The sequence below is a fragment of the Aeromicrobium sp. REDSEA-S38_B2 genome, from assembly GCF_001628525.1.
In the GTDB taxonomy this organism is placed as follows: Bacteria; Actinomycetota; Actinomycetes; order Propionibacteriales; family Nocardioidaceae; genus Aeromicrobium; species Aeromicrobium erythreum.
Genome location: NZ_LUNH01000060.1, coordinates 1 through 15,570, shown reverse-complemented (window position 1 = coordinate 15,570; position 15,570 = coordinate 1). Strand labels below are relative to the sequence as shown.

Here is a 15,570-nt window from a genome sequence, read left to right as displayed (position 1 = left end):
CCCACGAAGCCCTCCAATGGTTCCACCGCGTCATCGCCACCGACCCCCACCACACCACCGACGCACCCCAACGCATCACCCAACTCGAACACGAACTGGGCATCAGCGGGGAGCAGCAGGACTGACGCGTCCCGAGCGGGGGAGGGGGTTCTCCGCTCAGGAGCGGCGTGGGCTGCGAGCGCAGTCGACGCAGCTCGTGGCGCGCGGGAAGGCTTCCTGGCGCGCGCGGCCGACGGGCGCGCCGCAGGCGACGCAGACCGGGTAGAGGCCGCTCTCGAGCCGCTCGAGCATGATGTCGACCTGGCGCAGGAGCTCACGGTCCTGCGTCTCGATGAGGACGTCGAGCTCCGTCTCGACGCCGAGCTCCGCGCGGTCGGCCGAGTCGCCGCTGACCGGTCCCGAGCGGTGGTGGTCGCCCACCCGCTCGAGGAGCCGCGACCTCTCCTCGGTCATGGCGTCGTGCAGCCGGTCGAGGTCGGCAGGGGTCCAGGCGGTGTCGTCCATGGAGGCTGACGTACCCGATCCGCGCCTCGACACCGACAGGTGCGTGGGGGACCGCCGTCGGGGTACGCGTCGGTCACCCGATCCGAGGAGGACCGTCATGACCACGCCCCATCCCGAGGCACCCGCCGAAGGCGCCGAGCCCGACGCCGACGCGGAGGAGCTCGACCCCGGCCAGGACCCCGATCAGTCGTCCAGCCTCGACGACCAGCGCGTGCAGCCGCTCGTGAGCACGACCTGACGGTCGTCGGGCTGCCAGCTCAGGTCGGCGACGTCGACGAGGTAGGACCCGCGCTGAGGCCACGCGAAGAGGTGCGCGAGCAGGGCCGGCCGACGCGCGCTGCGTCGCTCGTAGCCCAGGAACGCCGTGCCTCGTCGCGGACCGATGACGAGACCGACGACCTCGGGCGCCGACCCGTCGTCGGGCACCAGGAGCCGTGCGTCGACGACCACGCCGACCCGCTCGCCGTCCTGCAGGACCAGTGCGCCGAGCAGCTCACCGAGGATCATGACGGCCTCCGGGAATCCGTGCGACGACCACATCGCGCCACCACCGCTCCACCCAGAGCAGATCGAGCTCCTCACGGCCGACGGCGAGGTGGACGGCCGTGTCGATCGAGGCGACGTCGTGCCAAGGGACGCCGCGGCGCCGCCATGACGGCGCACGAGCGCCGAAGAACCGCGTCAGCAGGCCGGAACCGAGCAGGAGACGGTCGACCTGAGGCCGCCCGGTGGGTCCGGGGCCTGGCCACGTGATCTCGAGGTCGTCGACCGCGAGGACGGGGAGGCCGTCGCGGTCGAGCACCTGACGGTCGAGCAGGTGCAGGTTGACGTCGACCAGCCGGCCCCGAGCCGGGTGTCGCGGGCCCTCGGTCATGTCAGGCCCCCATCCTGGTGAGGACCATGAGCGGCACTGCTGCCACCGCGGCGACGCCGATGATCACGAGGTAGACCAGCGCGACCGCGTTGACGACTCGCCCGTTGACGTGCTCGCCGACGTAGTCAGGATCGTTCGCGACCACGAGGACCGGGAAGTACGTCAGGGGGAGGGCGACGGCGCTGAAGACGACCGAGAACTCGGTGACCATGATCGGGTCGACGCCCGTGGCCAGGACGACGCACGCCAGGGCGACGGCGCCAGCGACCACGACGTGGAACTGCGGCGCCTGCACCGGCCGCAGACGCTTGCCCCAGGGCCAGCCCGCGTACTGCGCGATGGAGTAGCCGCACGCGAGCGCCGTCTCGAGCGCTGCTCCGGTCGTGGCGGCCACGACCCCGACGAGCACCACGACGACGCCGACGACGCCCAGAGCGACCGCGACCGGTGCCAGCACCTGCGAGAGACTCGTGACCGCGATGCCCGCCGGGAGGAGCACGACGGCGGCGCAGCCGGCGATGGCGAGCGAGAGCACACCGCCGAGCGGGAAGCCGACCAGCACGTTCAGCCGCGACATCCACAGGTCGCGGGAGGTCCATCCCTCCTCGGCCGCGCCGGAGGAGAAGAAGAACACCTCGTACGGCGTCATCGCGGCCCCGAAGAGGGCTACGGCGTAGTAGGCGTAGGTGAGACCGCTCTCGCCACCCCCGGCCGGGACGGAGGGGACGAGCTGCCGGCCGAGAGCCGTCCAGTCGGGGTCGAGGGCGACGAGAGCGACGACGAAGCCGACGAGCAGCAGACCGAGGAGCCCTGCGGCGTTCTCCATCCAGCTGAAGCGCACCCGCCAGACGATCCACCAGACCGCGAACGCCAGGGGAAGCACGATCGTGAGCGGCGCGACGCCGGCCAGCAGCTGCAGCGCCAGGGCGATCCCGCCGATCTCGGCGGCGAGCGTCAGCAGCGTGAGTGCCATCGAGCCGCCGAGGTTGACCAGGGCGGCGCGCGGCCCCAGACGCTCCCGGATGATCTCGAACGTGGCGCGTCCACTGATCGCCGTGACCTTGCCCGACATGTGCGCGAACAGGACGATGCCGACGACGCCGACCACGACCACCCAGGCGAGGGAGAGGCCGAAGCGCGATCCGACCACCGCGTTCGTCACCAGGTCGCCGATGTCGACGAACCCGCCGATGGCGGTGAGGATGCCGAGGGTCGCAGCGAACAGGCGGTTCACGAGGTCGCTCCTCGCGCGTCGGCCGACAGCAGCGCGAGGCGGTTCGCGACGTCGTCGAGGCGGGCAGCGGTCCGCCGAGGTACGTCGCGTCCCGCGCGCACGAGGTCGGACACGTGGTGCAGGAGGTCGAGGGTGTCGGCACCGACGCGCAGGGCCTGGTGGCGTGGTTCGACCTGTCCTGGCTGCACGTCGAGCGAGGCCGTCCGGCGTAGCGCGTCCGACGCGTCAAGCGTCGCGTCGTCGAGCTGCGTCCTGACCGCTGCGGACGTCGTCCGACCCTCCGCGTGCAGCTGGACGGCCAGCGACGCCGAGCGCGCGGACGAGGTGAGCTCGTCGACGGTCGACGCCAAGGGATCGTCCGCGACGCCGCACCCGGCGGCGACGAGGAGCGTCGCGACCGCGAGGGCGACCCCCGCGCGTCTCCCGCTGCCGGTGGGGCGCATCAGGTCCTCCTCACGTCCGTCGCACGACGTACCCCGTCCCGCGTCCGCCACACGGCGGTTCCCCGACGCCGTGACGGGAACACGAGGGGCATGACCAAGAACATCGCCCTGGACCACCCCTGGCTCGATCGCAGCCCGCTCCTCCTGCTGGACGGCTACCGCTTCTCCGAGCGTCGTCGTCGGGACGCCGAGGACGTCACCCCGACCCGGGTCGCGGGTGCGCGGGCGCTGATCGTGCGCGGCGCGGAGGCGGCGGCCTGGTTCTACGGCGACGAAGCCCTGCGACGGCGCGACGCCGTGCCGGGCCTCGTGGCTCAACCGCTCTTCGGTCCGGGTGCCGTGCACACCCTCGATGGTGAGCACCATGACGTGCGCAAGCACTGGTTCGTCGACGTGCTCGACGCGGAGGCGGTGCGAGCCTCGACCGCGCGTCTCGGGACGGCCTGGCGGGAGGAGGTGTCCGGCTGGGACGGCGAGGTGGACGTGTTCGAGCGGGCGAGCGCGGTGCTCACGCGCGTCGCCGTGGACCGGGCCGGCCTGGCGGTCGACCCTCGGGGGTGGGAGCCGCTGCGGCGCGACCTCGTCGCCATGGTCGACGGGTTCGGTGCCGTCGCGGGCCCTCGCCACCAGCGTGCGCGAGCCGCGCGGGCCAGGACCCAGGCCTGGGTCGTCGACCAGGTGCGCGCGGCGCGACACGGCACGGAGGCCTCGGGCCTGGTGCGCGCGGTGGCGGACCTGCGCGACGAGGACGGGCGACAGGTCGCCGACGAGGTCGCCGCGACGGAGCTCCTCAACGTCGTGCGCCCGCAGGTGGCCGTCGCCTGGCTGGTGGCCGGTGGGGCGCGAGCGCTCGACGAGCACCCGGCGCTGCGCTCGGCCTTGGCGGACGGGACGCTGTCACCGATCGACGTCGCGCAGGAGGTGCGCCGGACGACGCCGTTCGTCCCGCTGCTCGCCGCTCGCGCCGGGCGGGACACCCGATGGGGCGACGTGAAGGTGCCGGCAGGCACCCTGGTCGTGCTCGACGTGTGGGGAACGGACCACGACCCGCGCAGCTGGGCGCGGCCCGAGGTCTTCGACCCGCTCCGGTACGCCAGGGAGCGGGTCACCGCCGTCAACCTCGTGCCGCAGGGCGGGGGCTCCCGGGAGCGCGGCCACCGGTGTCCTGGCGAGGACCTGACGCTCGCCTACCTCAGCGTCATGCTGCCCGAGCTGGCCCGTTCAGGTGCCGTCGTGCACGAGGGCCGTGTCTCGCTGCGACGGATGCCGCCGCGCCCGCAGTGCCGGGCACGGGTCGAGCAACGCCGCTAGGCCGTCGGCCAGCCCTCGCGAGGCTCCCGGACGTCCTGGCGGTACTCCTCGGCCAGCCAGCGCAGCGCCTCCTGGTGTGCGTGGTCGTCGTCGGAGGCCACCGCGCCGCCGGCGAGACTGACCCGGAAGTCGTGCGCGTACGCGCTCGCGGCGGTCATCGCGACGCACGCCTGCGTGGCGACGCCGGCGAGCAGGAGCCGGTCCACGTCGTGGGCCCGCAGCACCTCGAGCAGCTCGGTGTCGAGGAAGGCGTCGTCACGACGCTTGGTCACCAGGATCGTGTCGACGTCCGCCAGCTCGGAGACCGGCCCCGCACCGTCGGTGCCCTCGAGGGCGACGGGACTGTCGTCGTCGCGCATGTTCAGCGCCCAGGTGGCCGGGTCCCGCGGCAGCACCGTGCGGACCTCGACGACGGGCGCAGCGTGTCGACGCGCCTGACCGACCCACCAGTGCACGGCCGCCAGCAGCCCGGCGCGACGTCGGGCGAGGCCCGGCGTGGAGAGGAAGTCCTCCTGCAGGTCGATCAGCACGAGGGCGGTGCTGCTGGGCCTGGGCGTGCTGGGCCCGGTGGTGCTGGGCTCGGAACTGCTGGGGTCGGTCTCGGGGGTCGTGGGGGTGGTCACGCCGTCGTCGTACCCACGTCGTCAGCCTGCATGCCACGGACCTCGCCGGGTACGAGGAGGGTCGCGACACCCGACGGACGGAGCAGTCATGACGGCACGGACGAGCTGGCACACCGAGGCGAGCCTCGCACCGACGACACGGACCACCCTCGGCGGCATCGTCGACGACATCGTCATCGGTGGCGGTGTCGTCGGCCTGAGCGCGGCCGTCGAGCTCGCGCGCCACGGACGGCGGGTGGTGCTCGTCGAGGCGCACCCGACGTTGGGCGCCGGCACGTCCGGACGGTCGACGGGCAAGCTCAGCCTGCTCCAGGGCACGCGTCTCTCGACGATCGCGACCCACCACGGGCCGGCGACGAGCGCGCGGTACGTCGAGGCCTGCCGGGAGGCGCAGACGTGGGTCGAGCAGCTGCTCGACCACTGGGACGTCGACGTGCAGCACCGCCCTGCGGTCACCTGGGCGTCGGACGGCGACCGGACGTCCGACACGCGAGCCGAGAACGCGGCCGCCCGGCGCGCAGGACTGCCCACGCGCTGGCAGCGTGAGGTACCCGCTGGCCTGCCCGGCTACGGAGCCGTGGTGCTGGACGACCAGCCGCAGGTCGACGCGCTCGCGTACGTGGCGGCGCTCGGCGCCGAGGCCGTCGCCGCGGGCGTCGACGTCCGGCTCGGGCGTCGCGTCCGTCAGGTCAGCGGCGGCGCGAGCCCCTGCGTCACGCTCGAGGGCGGTGAGGAGCTGAGGGCCGCTCACGTGCTCGTCGCCACCGGCATCCCCGTGCTCGACCGGACGGCCGCCTTCGCGACGGTCAAGCCGCACCGCTCGTACGTCGTCGCCTTCGAGACGAGCGAGGAGGCACTGCCGATGGCGGTGTCGGTCGGGTCGCCGTCGTGGACGGTGCGTGGGGTGCCGCGACCGGGGCGGGCGCCGCTCGCGCTCGTCGGGGGCCACGGCCACGTGGTGGGCCGCTCCGGACCCGCAGGGCGTCACCTCGAGGCGGTGCGCCAGTGGGCCCGCGAGCACCTCGACGTCGGCGCCGAGGTCGCCGCCTGGTCGGCACAGGACTACCTGACGCCCGACGAGGTGCCCATCGCCGGACGGGCCCCAGGACGGGCCCCGGTCCACGTGGTCACGGGTCTCGGAGGATGGGGTCTCCTGGCCGGGGTGGCGGGCGCGCGAGCGGTCGCCGCGGCGGTCGCGCAGGGCCGCCGGCTCCCGCTGGTGCCGCCCGGTCGGCTCACGGGACCACGCTCGATGACGTCGCTGGCCCAGTGGAACGCCGCGGTCGGCGGGCACCTGGCGTCGGGCTGGCTCGGCGCCCTCGCACGCGCGGGCGAGGTGCCGGGGGAGAGCCAGGGCGTCGTCACGCGGGGCCGGCCGCCGGTGGCCACCTCGACGGTGGACGGGTGCGTCCGCTCGGTCTCCGGCGTCTGCCCGCACCTGGGCGGCGTGGTGCGCTGGAACGACGTCGAGCAGACGTGGGACTGCCCCCTGCACGGGTCGCGGTTCGAGCCCGACGGGACGCTCGTCGAGGGTCCGGGACGTCGGGTCCGTCGGGGTCGAGTGAGGTGCGGCGGTCCGTCGCGGCCTTGGCCTTCAGGGTCGTGACGACGCGCGAGGCGGCCGCGGCGATGATCGCGACCGGCAGCACCGCGTAGGCCCAGGCGCGGGGGAGCACGTCCTGGTCGACCAGCACGATCACGACGATCGCCGCCACGACCAGCACGGCGATGCCCAGCACGGCCCAGCGCCAGGCGCCGACGCCGGTCTCCGAGCCGCCCGTCCGCATCGGGGGGTTGTACCAGGGTCGACGGGTGCTTCCGCTCCAGTCGTCGTCGGGCTGGTCGTCCATGGCGTCCTCCTCGGTCGGGGTCGCGGGGTGAGTACCCCGGCGGGGCCGGGACGTGCAGGCGACCGCCTCAGTCGTCGATGCCGTGCGCGCGCATGACGAACAGCAGCGTCGTGCCCACCGTGCCGAGGACGGCGAGGGTGAGGAACAGGTAGCCCCAAGGCTGTGTCAGCGGGCCGTAGCGGACGACGGCGGAGCCGGCGAGGCCGGCGACGGCGAGCGCCAGGGTCGCGGACACGCCCAGGACCCACCGGAGACGGGGTGATGGCACGAGGACCTCCAGACATGAGGGTGCGGACCCGCCAGGGGGACGGGCCCGCACCGTTCGGGGCCCGCCAGGGGGACGAGCCCGTGCTGGTCGAGTACCCGGCTCGTGCGAGGTCATGCGTCGACGTGCCGCCGGCGGGTGCCGCCCGGCGCCCGGTCCGCCTACGATCGACGCATGTCCGTCCGTGCCTGCGCCAGCGTTGCCGCCGTGGCAGCTGCCACGGCGACGGCCGCGCTCGTCGCGGGATGTACCAGCCCCGAGCAGCCGGGCGGCGGCGAGTCGTTCTCCGCCGCGACGCTGCCGAGGCTGGAGGCCGCGCCGGCGTCACCCTCGCCGGCCCCTCGTCCGGACGTGCGGCGGACGATGTCGGCGGCGGCGACGCTCGCCGCCTTCAAGGCGCCGCTGGACGCGTGCCGCGGCCCGGTGGCGATCGACGTGCAGGAGGAGGGCCGTCCGCTGCTGGTCTCGGAGCACGACTACTGCGGCGGGGCGGCCTGGATCCCGGAGCTCGACCGCGGTGACGTCGTCGAGCTGGACGGCCCCGGTGTCGACGCCGGTCTCTACCGGGTCGACCTCGTCGACCGGCACCAGCGTCGCGACGTGTTCGTGCGCGACCTGCGCCCGAGTGCAGACGTCGTGCTGCAGACCTGCGTGTCGCAGACCCAGCTCGTGCTCGTGGCCCTGTCCAAGGTCCCCGACCGGGGCGTCTGAGAGCACTTTCTCGCGGGTTTGGTCACCCTTGCCGGACTAGTTCGCCTACGGTGACGATGTCCGGAGGAGGGCACGATGACCCATGACGAGCGCGGCGCGACCGCGGTGGAGTACGCGTTGCTGGCGGTGTTCATCGCCGCGGTGATCGCTGCGACCGTGGGCATCTTCGGCCAGGACGTGCTCGAGCTGTTCGAGCGCGTGCCCCCGTTCTGAGACCTGCGCCACACCATGCATGTGACGAACGCCATAGTCCGACCGAACTAAGAAGAGATGGCCCGTAACTCGCATGACAAACAGGACTTTCGGACTTAACTTTTTTCTCAGGGAGCGTCACCAACAGGGGTGACGGAGCAATCGGGGAACCGGGGCTCGAAACATCTGAGGGAGTTACATCATGTACGCACTGTCGACCATCCTGGCCTACATCGCCACCGCCAAGGACCGCCGTGACGAGAAGGGTGCGACCGCCGTCGAGTACGGCCTGCTGGTCGCCCTGATCGCCGCCGTGATCATCGCCGCCGTGGTCCTGCTCGGCGGCAAGATCAACGACGCCTTCGGCGTGATCAACACGAAGCTCGGTGGCGGGACGACCCCGACCACGACCACGCCGTGATCTCGTGAGCGAGGCGACGCCGCGAGCTCGGGCTCGCGGCGTCGACGCCGCACCGCGGACGTCCTGGAGAGCCTGAGGCCTCCACGGCGTTCCCGCCGCCCACCGGAGAGGGAGCCCGGAGGGCGGCACATCAGGCAACAGGGTGAGGGACCGTCCCGCGACGGGGTGCAGCAGCATCTCGGGGCGTCCTGTCGTGATCCCCACCGCCCCCGCGTCCCGGGGTCAAGGGACGCACGCTTCACGGGAACAGGGAGATTGTCGTGAACAAGCAACGACTGGCCATCGGCGCTGCGGTGCTGCTGGCGGTGCTCGGCTTCGCCGCGCTCGTCGTCTACGCGCAGGGCGCCGACGACCGCGCCTTCGAGGGCACCGAGCGCACCACGGTGCTGCGGGTCACCCAGGAGGTGGCCACCAAGACGCCGGCGAGCGAGCTCGCGAAGAGCGTCGAGACCGTCGAGCTGCCGAAGGCTGCGGTGGTGCCCGGTGCCCTCACCGACCTCTCGGACGTCGAGGGCGAGGTGACCCAGGGCGTGCTCGTCCCCGGTGACCAGCTCACGGCGGCCAAGTTCGCCGCGCCCGACGACGTGAAGGGCGACACCGCAGTGCCGAAGGGCATGCAGGAGCTCGCCATCCAGCTCGAGGGTCAGCGCATCGTGGGAGGTGCACTGGCCCCGGGTGACCTGGTGGGCGTCCTGGCCAGCTACGAGGGACGGACGGCCAACGCGGCCAACCGCGTCCGCGTCCTCGCCGTCTCCGCGGGCGTCGGCGACGCGCAGGTAGCGTCCGGCGCCACCGTGACGGTCGCCGTGCGGACGATCGACGCCGAGAAGATCGTCAACGCCATGGAGTTCGGCAAGGTCTGGCTGACGAAGCAGACCACCGACACCGACACCGGCGGAGGCCGGACGGTCGACAGCCGGGTGGTGGCGCCATGAGTCTCGTGCTGATCGTCGGCGGCGACGACGAGCTCGCCGGGCGGGTCGAGGCGACCATCGGTCATCAGTGCGTCGCGCTCGGTGCTGACGCCATGCAGGGCGACTCCTCCAGCTTCCTGCGCGGGCTCGACCCGACCGTGATCCCCGACGCGATGATCCTCACCGCGGCCGTGCCGCTGCAGGCCTCCATGGCCCTGGCGCGTGAGGTCGCTGCGGTCCGACCCGACGTCGACCTCGTGCTCGTCGCGGCCACCGAGAAGGAGGTCATGCTCGAGGCGATGCGCTCGGGCATCCGCGACGTCGCACCGAGCATCGACGACCCCAACCTGCTCGCGGGTCTGCGAGCACGGCTCGACGCGCGCACGCCGGCGACGGCGGGCGACCCGCTCAAGCTGGCCAGGCCCACGGCGCCCGTCGACTTCCGGTCGCGCACGTTGACCGTGCTCTCGCCCAAGGGCGGGGTCGGCAAGACCAGCATCGCCACCAACCTGGCCGTCGCGCTGGCGCAGCAGTCGCCCATGGAGGTCGTGCTCGTCGACCTCGACCTGCAGTTCGGCGACGTGTCGACGGTGCTCGACCTGCGGCCGAGCCACACGCTCGAGGACGCGTTCGGGCCGGGCGCTCGCGACAACCTGCTGCTCAAGACCTACCTGACGGTGCATACGGCCGGGTTCTTCGTGCTGTGCGGCGCGGAGTCGCCGGCCGCGAACGACCACGTGACCTCCGAGCAGGTCACCGCCCTGGTGCGTCAACTGCAGGAGCAGTTCCGCTACGTCGTCGTCGACACCGCGGCCGGGCTCGACGAGGCGACCCTCGGGGCGCTCGAGGCGAGCGACGACGCGGTCCTGGTCAGCACGATGGACATCGCCTGCCTGCGGAGCGTGCGCAAGGAGGTCGAGCTGCTGAGCGAGCTGGCGATCCTGCCGGCGTCGCGTCACGTGGTGCTGAACTTCGCGGACAAGCAGTCCGGGCTCAAGGTCAAGGACGTCGAGGCGATGCTCGGCCTCCCGGTCGACGTGGTCATGCCGCGCGCGAAGGAGGTGCCGGTCGCTTCCAACAAGGGTGTCCCGCTGGTCGTCAGCAGCCGGTCGAACCCGTTCGTGAAGTCGGTCAAGGCTCTGGCCAAGAAGGTCTACGACCGGGCCCGGGCCGCCGAGGGCAAGCCGGGCCACAAGCGGCTGGAGGTGGCCTGACATGCGGTTGAGCGACCGGCTCGCCAGCGCCCGGGAGGCCAGCACGTTCACCAGCGCCGTCGTGGAGACGGAGGAGCTGGAGGACGTCGACGGCTCGGGTGCGCTCGGCGACGCGTACGCGTCGATGAAGGCGCGGGCGTCCGAGGCCCTCATGGGGCGCATCGGCGCCCGCATCAACGACCCGAGCCTCACCGAGGACCAGCTGCACGCCTTCGTGCGGGAGGAGCTCACGTCGGTCATCGAGGGCGACCAGCAGCTGCTGCTCACCTCCGACGAGCGGCGTCGGCTGGTGCGCGACGTCGAGGACGACGCGCTGGGCCTCGGCCCGCTGGAGCGGATGCTCGAGGACGACAGCATCAGCGAGATCATGGTGAACCGGTACGACCAGGTGTACGTCGAGCGGCGCGGGCGGCTCACGCAGGTGACGGCGCGCTTCGCCTCCGAGGACCACCTGCGTCGGGTCATCGAGCGCATCGTCAGCAAGGTCGGCCGTCGCATCGACGAGTCGTCGCCGCTCGTGGACGCCCGGCTGGCCGACGGGTCCCGCGTGAACGCCGTGATCCCGCCGTTGGCGGTCGACGGGTCGTCGCTGACCATCCGCAAGTTCAGCAAGGACCCGTTCACGGTCACCGACCTCATCGGGTTCGGCAGCATGACCGAGCAGATGGCCCACCTCCTGCAGGCCTGTGTCCAGGCCAAGCTGAACATCCTGGTCAGCGGCGGTACCGGCACCGGAAAGACGACGCTGCTCAACGTGCTGAGCCGTTTCATCCCGGCCGGCGAGCGCATCGTCACCATCGAGGACGCGGTCGAGCTCAACCTGCAGCAGCCGCACGTGGTGCGCATGGAGGCCCGGCCGGCGAACATCGAGGGCCAGGGCGAGGTGACCATCCGCGACCTGGTGCGCAACTCGTTGCGCATGCGACCCGATCGCATCGTGGTCGGTGAGTGTCGAGGCGGCGAGGCCCTCGACATGCTGCAGGCGATGAACACGGGCCACGACGGCTCGTTGTCGACCCTGCACGCGAACTCCCCGCGCGACGCGATGTCGCGCCTGGAGACGCTCGTGCTGATGGCCGGCATGGACCTGCCCCTGCGCGCGATCCGCGAGCAGGCGGCCAGCGCGGTCGACCTGATCGTGCAGATCCAGCGGCTCCGCGACGGGTCGCGACGTGTCGTGAACGTGACCGAGGTGATGGGCCTGGAGGGCGATACGGTCGTGCTGCAGGACATCTTCACCTTCGACTTCGCTGCCGGCGTGGACGAGCACGGACGGTTCCGCGGCAACGCGGTGCCGACCGGCATCCGGCCGCGGTTCAGCGAGCGCTTCGCCGACCACGGCATCGCGTTCGACCTGGACAACCTGGTCCGCCAGGGAAGGGTGGGGTGAGCGCGATGCTGGTGATCGGTGCGGTGCTGGTGATCGGGTCGCTCGTGTGCGCCTACCTCGCGGTCGTCGGAGTGCCGGAGACGCGCGGGACGCGTGGGCGGGTGGCCGCCTACGCCGTGACGGAGCAGAAGCCGCTGTTGCGCCGGGCCAACGATGGGGCCGTCGAGGCCGTCGAGAAGCTGCTGAGCCGACGCGGCTGGCGGCCGTTCTCGGCCGAGGAGCTCGAACTCGCCGGTGTGCGCCGCTCGGTCGCCTCGCTGGTCGTGACCGTGCTCGTGCTGGGAGGGGCCACCTTCTTCGGGCTCGTGATCCTGCAGCTGCCGGTCGTCGCGGCCTTCCTCCTGTCGCTGCTGGTCCCGGTCGCGGCCAAGGTCGGCGTCCGCGTCAAGGTCGCGCGGCGGCGCAAGCGGTTCGCCAGCCAGCTGGCGCCGCTGCTGCAGATGATGGCGTCGTCGCTGCGCGCGGGCCAGAGCCTGCCGCGTGCGATGGACGCGGCCTCCCACGACGCAGAGGCGCCGATGTCGGAGGAGCTGTCGCGGGTCGTCAACGAGTACCGCATCGGGCGCGACCTGGTGGACGCGATGGAGGACGTGGCCGACCGCATGCAGTCCGAGGACTTCCAGTGGATCGCGCAGGCCATCGAGTCCCAGCGCGAGACCGGCGGCAACCTCAACGAGATCCTCGACCAAGTGGCCGAGACCATCCGCGAGCGGCACCACGTGCGTGAGCAGGTGATGGCGCTGTCGGCCGAGGGCCGGCTCTCCGCCTACATCCTCATGGGGCTCCCCGTGGGTGTCGGGATCTACTACTCGATGGTCGCGTCGACCCAGATGAGCGTCTTCGCGGACGTGTTCATCGGCAAGGTGATCATGGTGGTGTGCGGGCTGATGTACGTGCTCGGTGGGTTCTGGATGCGTTCCATCGTCCGGATCGAGTTCTGACATGGTGATGCTCGCAGCCTTCCTGCTCGTCTGCTCCCTCCTGCTCCTCCTCATGGGCACCGGAGCCGTCGCCACGCCCGGCGGGGGCGGGGTGCGCAAGCGCGCCCGCAGCCTGTCGGCGGCGGCCGAGGCGGCTTCCGACACCGGCGTGGTGAAGGTCGACCGCACCCGTGCGGACCTCTGGGAGCGGTTCACGCCCAGCTCGACCCTGCGCCGTCTCGAGCGGAACCTGGTGCTGGCGGGTCACCCCGAGGGGTGGACGCGCGAACGCGTGGTGCTGATGAAGCCGGCGACCGCGGTCCTCGGCCTGCTCTTCGGCGCGCTGCTCGTGAGCAAGACCAGCAACCCGCTCATGCCGCTCGTCGCCCTCGGCATCATCGGCTTCTGCTACATGGTCCCGGACCTGCTGGTCTACAACCAGGCCACCAAACGACAGGCCGAGATCCAGAAGCGGCTGCCGGACATGCTCGACCAGATCGTCATCTCGCTCGAGGCAGGCGTCGGGTTCGAGGCGGCGCTGTCGAAGGCGGCGGAGCGGGGGACCGGCCCGCTCGCCGAGGAGGCGTCGCGGCTCATGCAGGACATGAGCCTGGGCATGGCGCGAAGGGAGGCCTACCTGGCCCTCGCCGAGCGCACGTCGGTCGACGAGCTCAGGACGTTCTGCAAGGCCGTCGTGCAGGCCGAGGAGTTCGGCGTCTCCGTGGCGTCCGTCGTCCGCAGCCAGGCGCAGGAGATGCGGCTCAGCCGCCGCCGCCGGGCGGAGGCCAGGGCTCAGCAGGTGCCGGTGAAGATCCTCATTCCCCTAATGACCTGCATCCTGCCCGTGCTGTTCGCGATCGTCATGGGTCCTGCCATCGTCTACGCCTACGCCATCAACTGACGCCGCACCCGACCACAACCGAAGACGCCGGCTCGTCCGGTCCCCAGGCACCCCGGACCGCGGTTTCCCTGTTGCCCCGGTCCGGGGCCCTCAGCGGGCCGTCCCCGATCTCCCAATCGGGGGCGGCTCGCCCCTGTGTCGACGTGACACCGCTCACTTGACACTCCTCGAGGGGTTGTCAAGTCACTTGACAGTCGGTACCGTCCTGTCAAGTGATCCACGCCGCACCCCGCCGCAGCGTGACCGGCACCAGGAGGTACCCATGACGCTCTCGACCACGGTCGACGGACGCACCGTCGAGTGGACCGACAAGAAGCGCTACCTGTGGCTCATCGGGGCGATCGTCCCGCTGATCCCGCTCGTCATCTGGGGCGCCGTCGCCGCCACCGGCTGGCACGTGTGGTGGTACTTCGGACCGTTCTTCCTGTTCGTGGTCGTCCCGCTCGTCGACCTGGTCGCCGGGCTCGACCCGAACAACCCGCCGGACGAGCTCATCGATTCCCTCGAGGAGGACCGCTACTACCGCTGGGTCACGTACGCGTTCATCCCGCTGCAGCTCGCCGGATTCCTCTGGGGCTGCTTCCTGCTCGGCGACGGCACGATCTTCGGCTGGGACCCGTTCTCGGCCAGCGTGCTCCCCGGGATCACCGACCCCCTCACCTGGTACGACAAGCTCGGCCTGGCCACCGGCATGGGCATGGTGGCCGGCATCGGCATCAACACCGCGCACGAGCTCGGCCACAAGAAGGAGGAGCACGAGCGCTGGTTCGCCCGCGTCGCCCTCGCCCAGACCTTCTACGGCCACTTCTACATCGAGCACAACCGCGGCCACCACGTCCGCGTCGCCACGCCCGAGGACCCCGCGAGCAGCCGGCTCGGCGAGAACGTGTGGGAGTTCATGCCGCGCACCGTCGTCGGCAGCCTGCGCAGCGCGTGGGAGCTGGAGAAGAAGCGCTTCGGACGCCTCGGCAAGAGCCCGCTCAGCCTCAAGAACGACCTCGTCAACGCCTGGATGTTCAGCGTGCTGCTCTGGGGCTTCGCCCTCGCCGCCTTCGGCTGGCAGCTCCTGCCCTACCTGCTCGTGCAGGCCGTGCTCGGCATCTGGCTGCTCGAGTCGGTCAACTTCCTCGAGCACTACGGCATGAAGCGCCAGAAGCTGGAGTCGGGCCGGTACGAGCGCGTCAACCCCTCGCACAGCTGGAACAGCAACAACATCGGCACCAACGTGCTGCTCTACCACCTGCAGCGCCACAGCGACCACCACGCGAACCCGACGCGTCGCTACCAGGCCCTGCGCGACTTCAAGGAGGCGCCGGTGCTGCCCACCGGCTACGCCGGCATGATCGTCGCCACCTGGATCCCCGCCGTCTGGCGCAAGGTCATGGACGAGCGGGTGTTGGCGCACTACGACGGCGACGTCGAGCGTGCCAACCTGCACCCGCGGATGGCCGAGACCTACCGCGCCCGCTACGGCGACCGTCGCCGCGGCACGCACGAGGCGGTGGCCTGATGGCGCGGTTCATCTGCCCCAACTGCGAGTACGTCTACGACGAGGCCGTCGGCGACCCGCGCGAGGGCTGGCCCGCCGGCACGGCGTTCTCCGACGTCGACCCCGACTGGACCTGCCCCGACTGCGGCGTGCGTGAGCAGGTCGACTTCGTGCCGGAGGCGGAGTTCACGCACAACGACCAGGATGGCGACATCATCAGTGCCGAGACCCGGGCCGCCCAGGCCCGGCAGGCGGAGCAGGGAGCGCAGCATTGAAGGTCTTGGAGTGTCAGCAGTGCGGGTTCATCTACGACG

The 15,570-nt window shown here is 71.7% G+C and carries 20 protein-coding genes; 13 read left to right on the top strand and 7 right to left on the bottom strand.

Translation table 11 applies throughout. The features are described from left to right. Positions 1 to 156: 156 nt before the first annotated feature. Positions 157 to 504: a TraR/DksA family transcriptional regulator gene (locus A6Q81_RS12610; protein ID WP_286690670.1), complete on the bottom strand. Its 348-nt coding sequence runs from the start codon at positions 502 to 504 to the stop codon at positions 157 to 159. 97 nt (positions 505 to 601) lie between these two features. Between A6Q81_RS12610 and A6Q81_RS12605 the strand changes: the two genes are divergently transcribed. Next, positions 602 to 742 (top strand): hypothetical protein, encoded by a 141-nt coding sequence (locus A6Q81_RS12605; RefSeq protein WP_286690669.1) that lies wholly within the window; start codon positions 602 to 604, stop codon positions 740 to 742. On the opposite strand, the gene A6Q81_RS12600 is transcribed toward A6Q81_RS12605, so the two are convergent. Genes A6Q81_RS12600 through A6Q81_RS12585 form a run of 4 tightly spaced genes read right to left on the bottom strand, consistent with a single transcriptional unit; the run spans position 688 to position 3,055 of the window. Then, positions 688 to 1,011: a hypothetical protein gene (locus A6Q81_RS12600; protein ID WP_286690668.1), complete on the bottom strand. Its 324-nt coding sequence runs from the start codon at positions 1,009 to 1,011 to the stop codon at positions 688 to 690. The genes A6Q81_RS12605 and A6Q81_RS12600 overlap by 55 nt on opposite strands. Next, on the bottom strand, positions 998 to 1,378 hold the full coding sequence (locus tag A6Q81_RS12595; RefSeq protein WP_286690667.1) for a hypothetical protein: 381 nt from the start codon (positions 1,376 to 1,378) through the stop codon (positions 998 to 1,000). The genes A6Q81_RS12600 and A6Q81_RS12595 overlap by 14 nt, the downstream gene beginning before the upstream one ends. Position 1,379: 1 nt before the next feature. After that, a complete protein-coding gene (locus tag A6Q81_RS12590) occupies positions 1,380 to 2,612 on the bottom strand; it encodes an NRAMP family divalent metal transporter (RefSeq protein WP_286690666.1) in 1,233 nt (410 codons plus the stop codon). After that, positions 2,609 to 3,055 carry a hypothetical protein gene (locus tag A6Q81_RS12585; RefSeq protein ID WP_286690665.1) on the bottom strand — a complete coding sequence of 149 codons (447 nt, stop codon included), beginning with the start codon at positions 3,053 to 3,055 and terminating at the stop codon, positions 2,609 to 2,611. Before A6Q81_RS12585 ends, A6Q81_RS12590 begins: the two co-directional genes overlap by 4 nt. Before the next feature lie 90 nt (positions 3,056 to 3,145). Here A6Q81_RS12585 and A6Q81_RS12580 point away from each other — a divergent pair, with 90 nt between their 5' ends. Continuing rightward, positions 3,146 to 4,366: a cytochrome P450 gene (locus A6Q81_RS12580; RefSeq protein ID WP_286690664.1), complete on the top strand. Its 1,221-nt coding sequence runs from the start codon at positions 3,146 to 3,148 to the stop codon at positions 4,364 to 4,366. Here the strand turns inward: A6Q81_RS12580 and A6Q81_RS12575 are convergent. Continuing rightward, positions 4,363 to 4,989, bottom strand: coding sequence for a cysteine hydrolase family protein (locus A6Q81_RS12575; protein WP_286690663.1), 627 nt, complete (start codon positions 4,987 to 4,989; stop codon positions 4,363 to 4,365). The genes A6Q81_RS12580 and A6Q81_RS12575 overlap by 4 nt on opposite strands. An 88-nt stretch (positions 4,990 to 5,077) precedes the next feature. On the opposite strand from A6Q81_RS12575, the gene A6Q81_RS12570 reads away from it, so the two are divergent. Beyond that, positions 5,078 to 6,595: an FAD-dependent oxidoreductase gene (locus A6Q81_RS12570; RefSeq protein ID WP_286690662.1), complete on the top strand. Its 1,518-nt coding sequence runs from the start codon at positions 5,078 to 5,080 to the stop codon at positions 6,593 to 6,595. 311 nt (positions 6,596 to 6,906) lie between these two features. Here A6Q81_RS12570 and A6Q81_RS12565 read toward each other — a convergent pair whose 3' ends face one another. Next, positions 6,907 to 7,074: a hypothetical protein gene (locus A6Q81_RS12565; protein WP_158509173.1), complete on the bottom strand. Its 168-nt coding sequence runs from the start codon at positions 7,072 to 7,074 to the stop codon at positions 6,907 to 6,909. A gap of 204 nt (positions 7,075 to 7,278) precedes the next feature. Here A6Q81_RS12565 and A6Q81_RS12560 point away from each other — a divergent pair, with 204 nt between their 5' ends. From A6Q81_RS12560 to A6Q81_RS12515, 10 genes are all read left to right on the top strand, one after another. Then, positions 7,279 to 7,815, top strand: coding sequence for a hypothetical protein (locus A6Q81_RS12560; protein ID WP_286690661.1), 537 nt, complete (start codon positions 7,279 to 7,281; stop codon positions 7,813 to 7,815). A 75-nt stretch (positions 7,816 to 7,890) separates the two neighbouring features. Beyond that, positions 7,891 to 8,028 carry a Flp family type IVb pilin gene (locus A6Q81_RS12555; RefSeq protein ID WP_083516257.1) on the top strand — a complete coding sequence of 46 codons (138 nt, stop codon included), beginning with the start codon at positions 7,891 to 7,893 and terminating at the stop codon, positions 8,026 to 8,028. Between the two features lie 181 nt (positions 8,029 to 8,209). Then, a complete protein-coding gene (locus tag A6Q81_RS12550) occupies positions 8,210 to 8,428 on the top strand; it encodes a Flp family type IVb pilin (protein ID WP_286690660.1) in 219 nt (72 codons plus the stop codon). A 260-nt stretch (positions 8,429 to 8,688) separates the two neighbouring features. Further along, on the top strand, positions 8,689 to 9,363 hold the full coding sequence (gene cpaB / locus A6Q81_RS12545) for a Flp pilus assembly protein CpaB (protein ID WP_286690659.1): 675 nt from the start codon (positions 8,689 to 8,691) through the stop codon (positions 9,361 to 9,363). After that, a complete protein-coding gene (locus tag A6Q81_RS12540; RefSeq protein ID WP_286690658.1) occupies positions 9,360 to 10,556 on the top strand; it encodes a CpaE/TadZ family protein in 1,197 nt (398 codons plus the stop codon). Before cpaB ends, A6Q81_RS12540 begins: the two co-directional genes overlap by 4 nt. A gap of 1 nt (position 10,557) precedes the next feature. Then, positions 10,558 to 11,946, top strand: a complete 1,389-nt coding sequence (locus tag A6Q81_RS12535) for a TadA family conjugal transfer-associated ATPase (RefSeq protein ID WP_253023957.1) — start codon at positions 10,558 to 10,560, stop codon at positions 11,944 to 11,946. A 5-nt stretch (positions 11,947 to 11,951) separates the two neighbouring features. Then, the gene (locus A6Q81_RS12530; protein ID WP_286690671.1) at positions 11,952 to 12,887 is read left to right on the top strand and encodes a type II secretion system F family protein; all 936 of its coding nucleotides are present in this window, start codon (positions 11,952 to 11,954) and stop codon (positions 12,885 to 12,887) included. Between the two features lies 1 nt (position 12,888). Next, entirely contained in the window at positions 12,889 to 13,767 is an 879-nt protein-coding gene (locus tag A6Q81_RS12525; protein ID WP_067855293.1) for a type II secretion system F family protein, read from the top strand. Positions 13,768 to 14,029: 262 nt separating this feature from the next. Further along, positions 14,030 to 15,277 (top strand): alkane 1-monooxygenase, encoded by a 1,248-nt coding sequence (locus A6Q81_RS12520; protein ID WP_286690657.1) that lies wholly within the window; start codon positions 14,030 to 14,032, stop codon positions 15,275 to 15,277. Further along, positions 15,277 to 15,531, top strand: coding sequence for a rubredoxin (locus tag A6Q81_RS12515; RefSeq protein WP_286690656.1), 255 nt, complete (start codon positions 15,277 to 15,279; stop codon positions 15,529 to 15,531). Before A6Q81_RS12520 ends, A6Q81_RS12515 begins: the two co-directional genes overlap by 1 nt. Positions 15,532 to 15,570: the final 39 nt, after the last annotated feature.

Bases quoted from the DNA above. Each gene is read 5' to 3' on its own strand.
- A6Q81_RS12555 (WP_083516257.1), top strand. From the start codon at position 7,891: ATGACCCATGACGAGCGCGGCGCGACCGCGGTGGAGTACGCGTTGCTG.
- A6Q81_RS12560 (WP_286690661.1), top strand. From the start codon at position 7,279: ATGTCCGTCCGTGCCTGCGCCAGCGTTGCCGCCGTGGCAGCTGCCACG.
- A6Q81_RS12540 (WP_286690658.1), top strand. From the start codon at position 9,360: ATGAGTCTCGTGCTGATCGTCGGCGGCGACGACGAGCTCGCCGGGCGG.
- A6Q81_RS12530 (WP_286690671.1), top strand. From the start codon at position 11,952: ATGCTGGTGATCGGTGCGGTGCTGGTGATCGGGTCGCTCGTGTGCGCC.
- A6Q81_RS12535 (WP_253023957.1), top strand. From the start codon at position 10,558: ATGCGGTTGAGCGACCGGCTCGCCAGCGCCCGGGAGGCCAGCACGTTC.
- A6Q81_RS12595 (WP_286690667.1), bottom strand. From the start codon at position 1,378: ATGACCGAGGGCCCGCGACACCCGGCTCGGGGCCGGCTGGTCGACGTC.
- A6Q81_RS12520 (WP_286690657.1), top strand. From the start codon at position 14,030: ATGACGCTCTCGACCACGGTCGACGGACGCACCGTCGAGTGGACCGAC.
- A6Q81_RS12550 (WP_286690660.1), top strand. From the start codon at position 8,210: ATGTACGCACTGTCGACCATCCTGGCCTACATCGCCACCGCCAAGGAC.
- A6Q81_RS12610 (WP_286690670.1), bottom strand. From the start codon at position 504: ATGGACGACACCGCCTGGACCCCTGCCGACCTCGACCGGCTGCACGAC.
- A6Q81_RS12515 (WP_286690656.1), top strand. From the start codon at position 15,277: ATGGCGCGGTTCATCTGCCCCAACTGCGAGTACGTCTACGACGAGGCC.
- A6Q81_RS12600 (WP_286690668.1), bottom strand. From the start codon at position 1,011: ATGATCCTCGGTGAGCTGCTCGGCGCACTGGTCCTGCAGGACGGCGAG.
- A6Q81_RS12525 (WP_067855293.1), top strand. From the start codon at position 12,889: ATGGTGATGCTCGCAGCCTTCCTGCTCGTCTGCTCCCTCCTGCTCCTC.
- A6Q81_RS12585 (WP_286690665.1), bottom strand. From the start codon at position 3,055: ATGCGCCCCACCGGCAGCGGGAGACGCGCGGGGGTCGCCCTCGCGGTC.
- A6Q81_RS12580 (WP_286690664.1), top strand. From the start codon at position 3,146: ATGACCAAGAACATCGCCCTGGACCACCCCTGGCTCGATCGCAGCCCG.
- A6Q81_RS12605 (WP_286690669.1), top strand. From the start codon at position 602: ATGACCACGCCCCATCCCGAGGCACCCGCCGAAGGCGCCGAGCCCGAC.
- A6Q81_RS12570 (WP_286690662.1), top strand. From the start codon at position 5,078: ATGACGGCACGGACGAGCTGGCACACCGAGGCGAGCCTCGCACCGACG.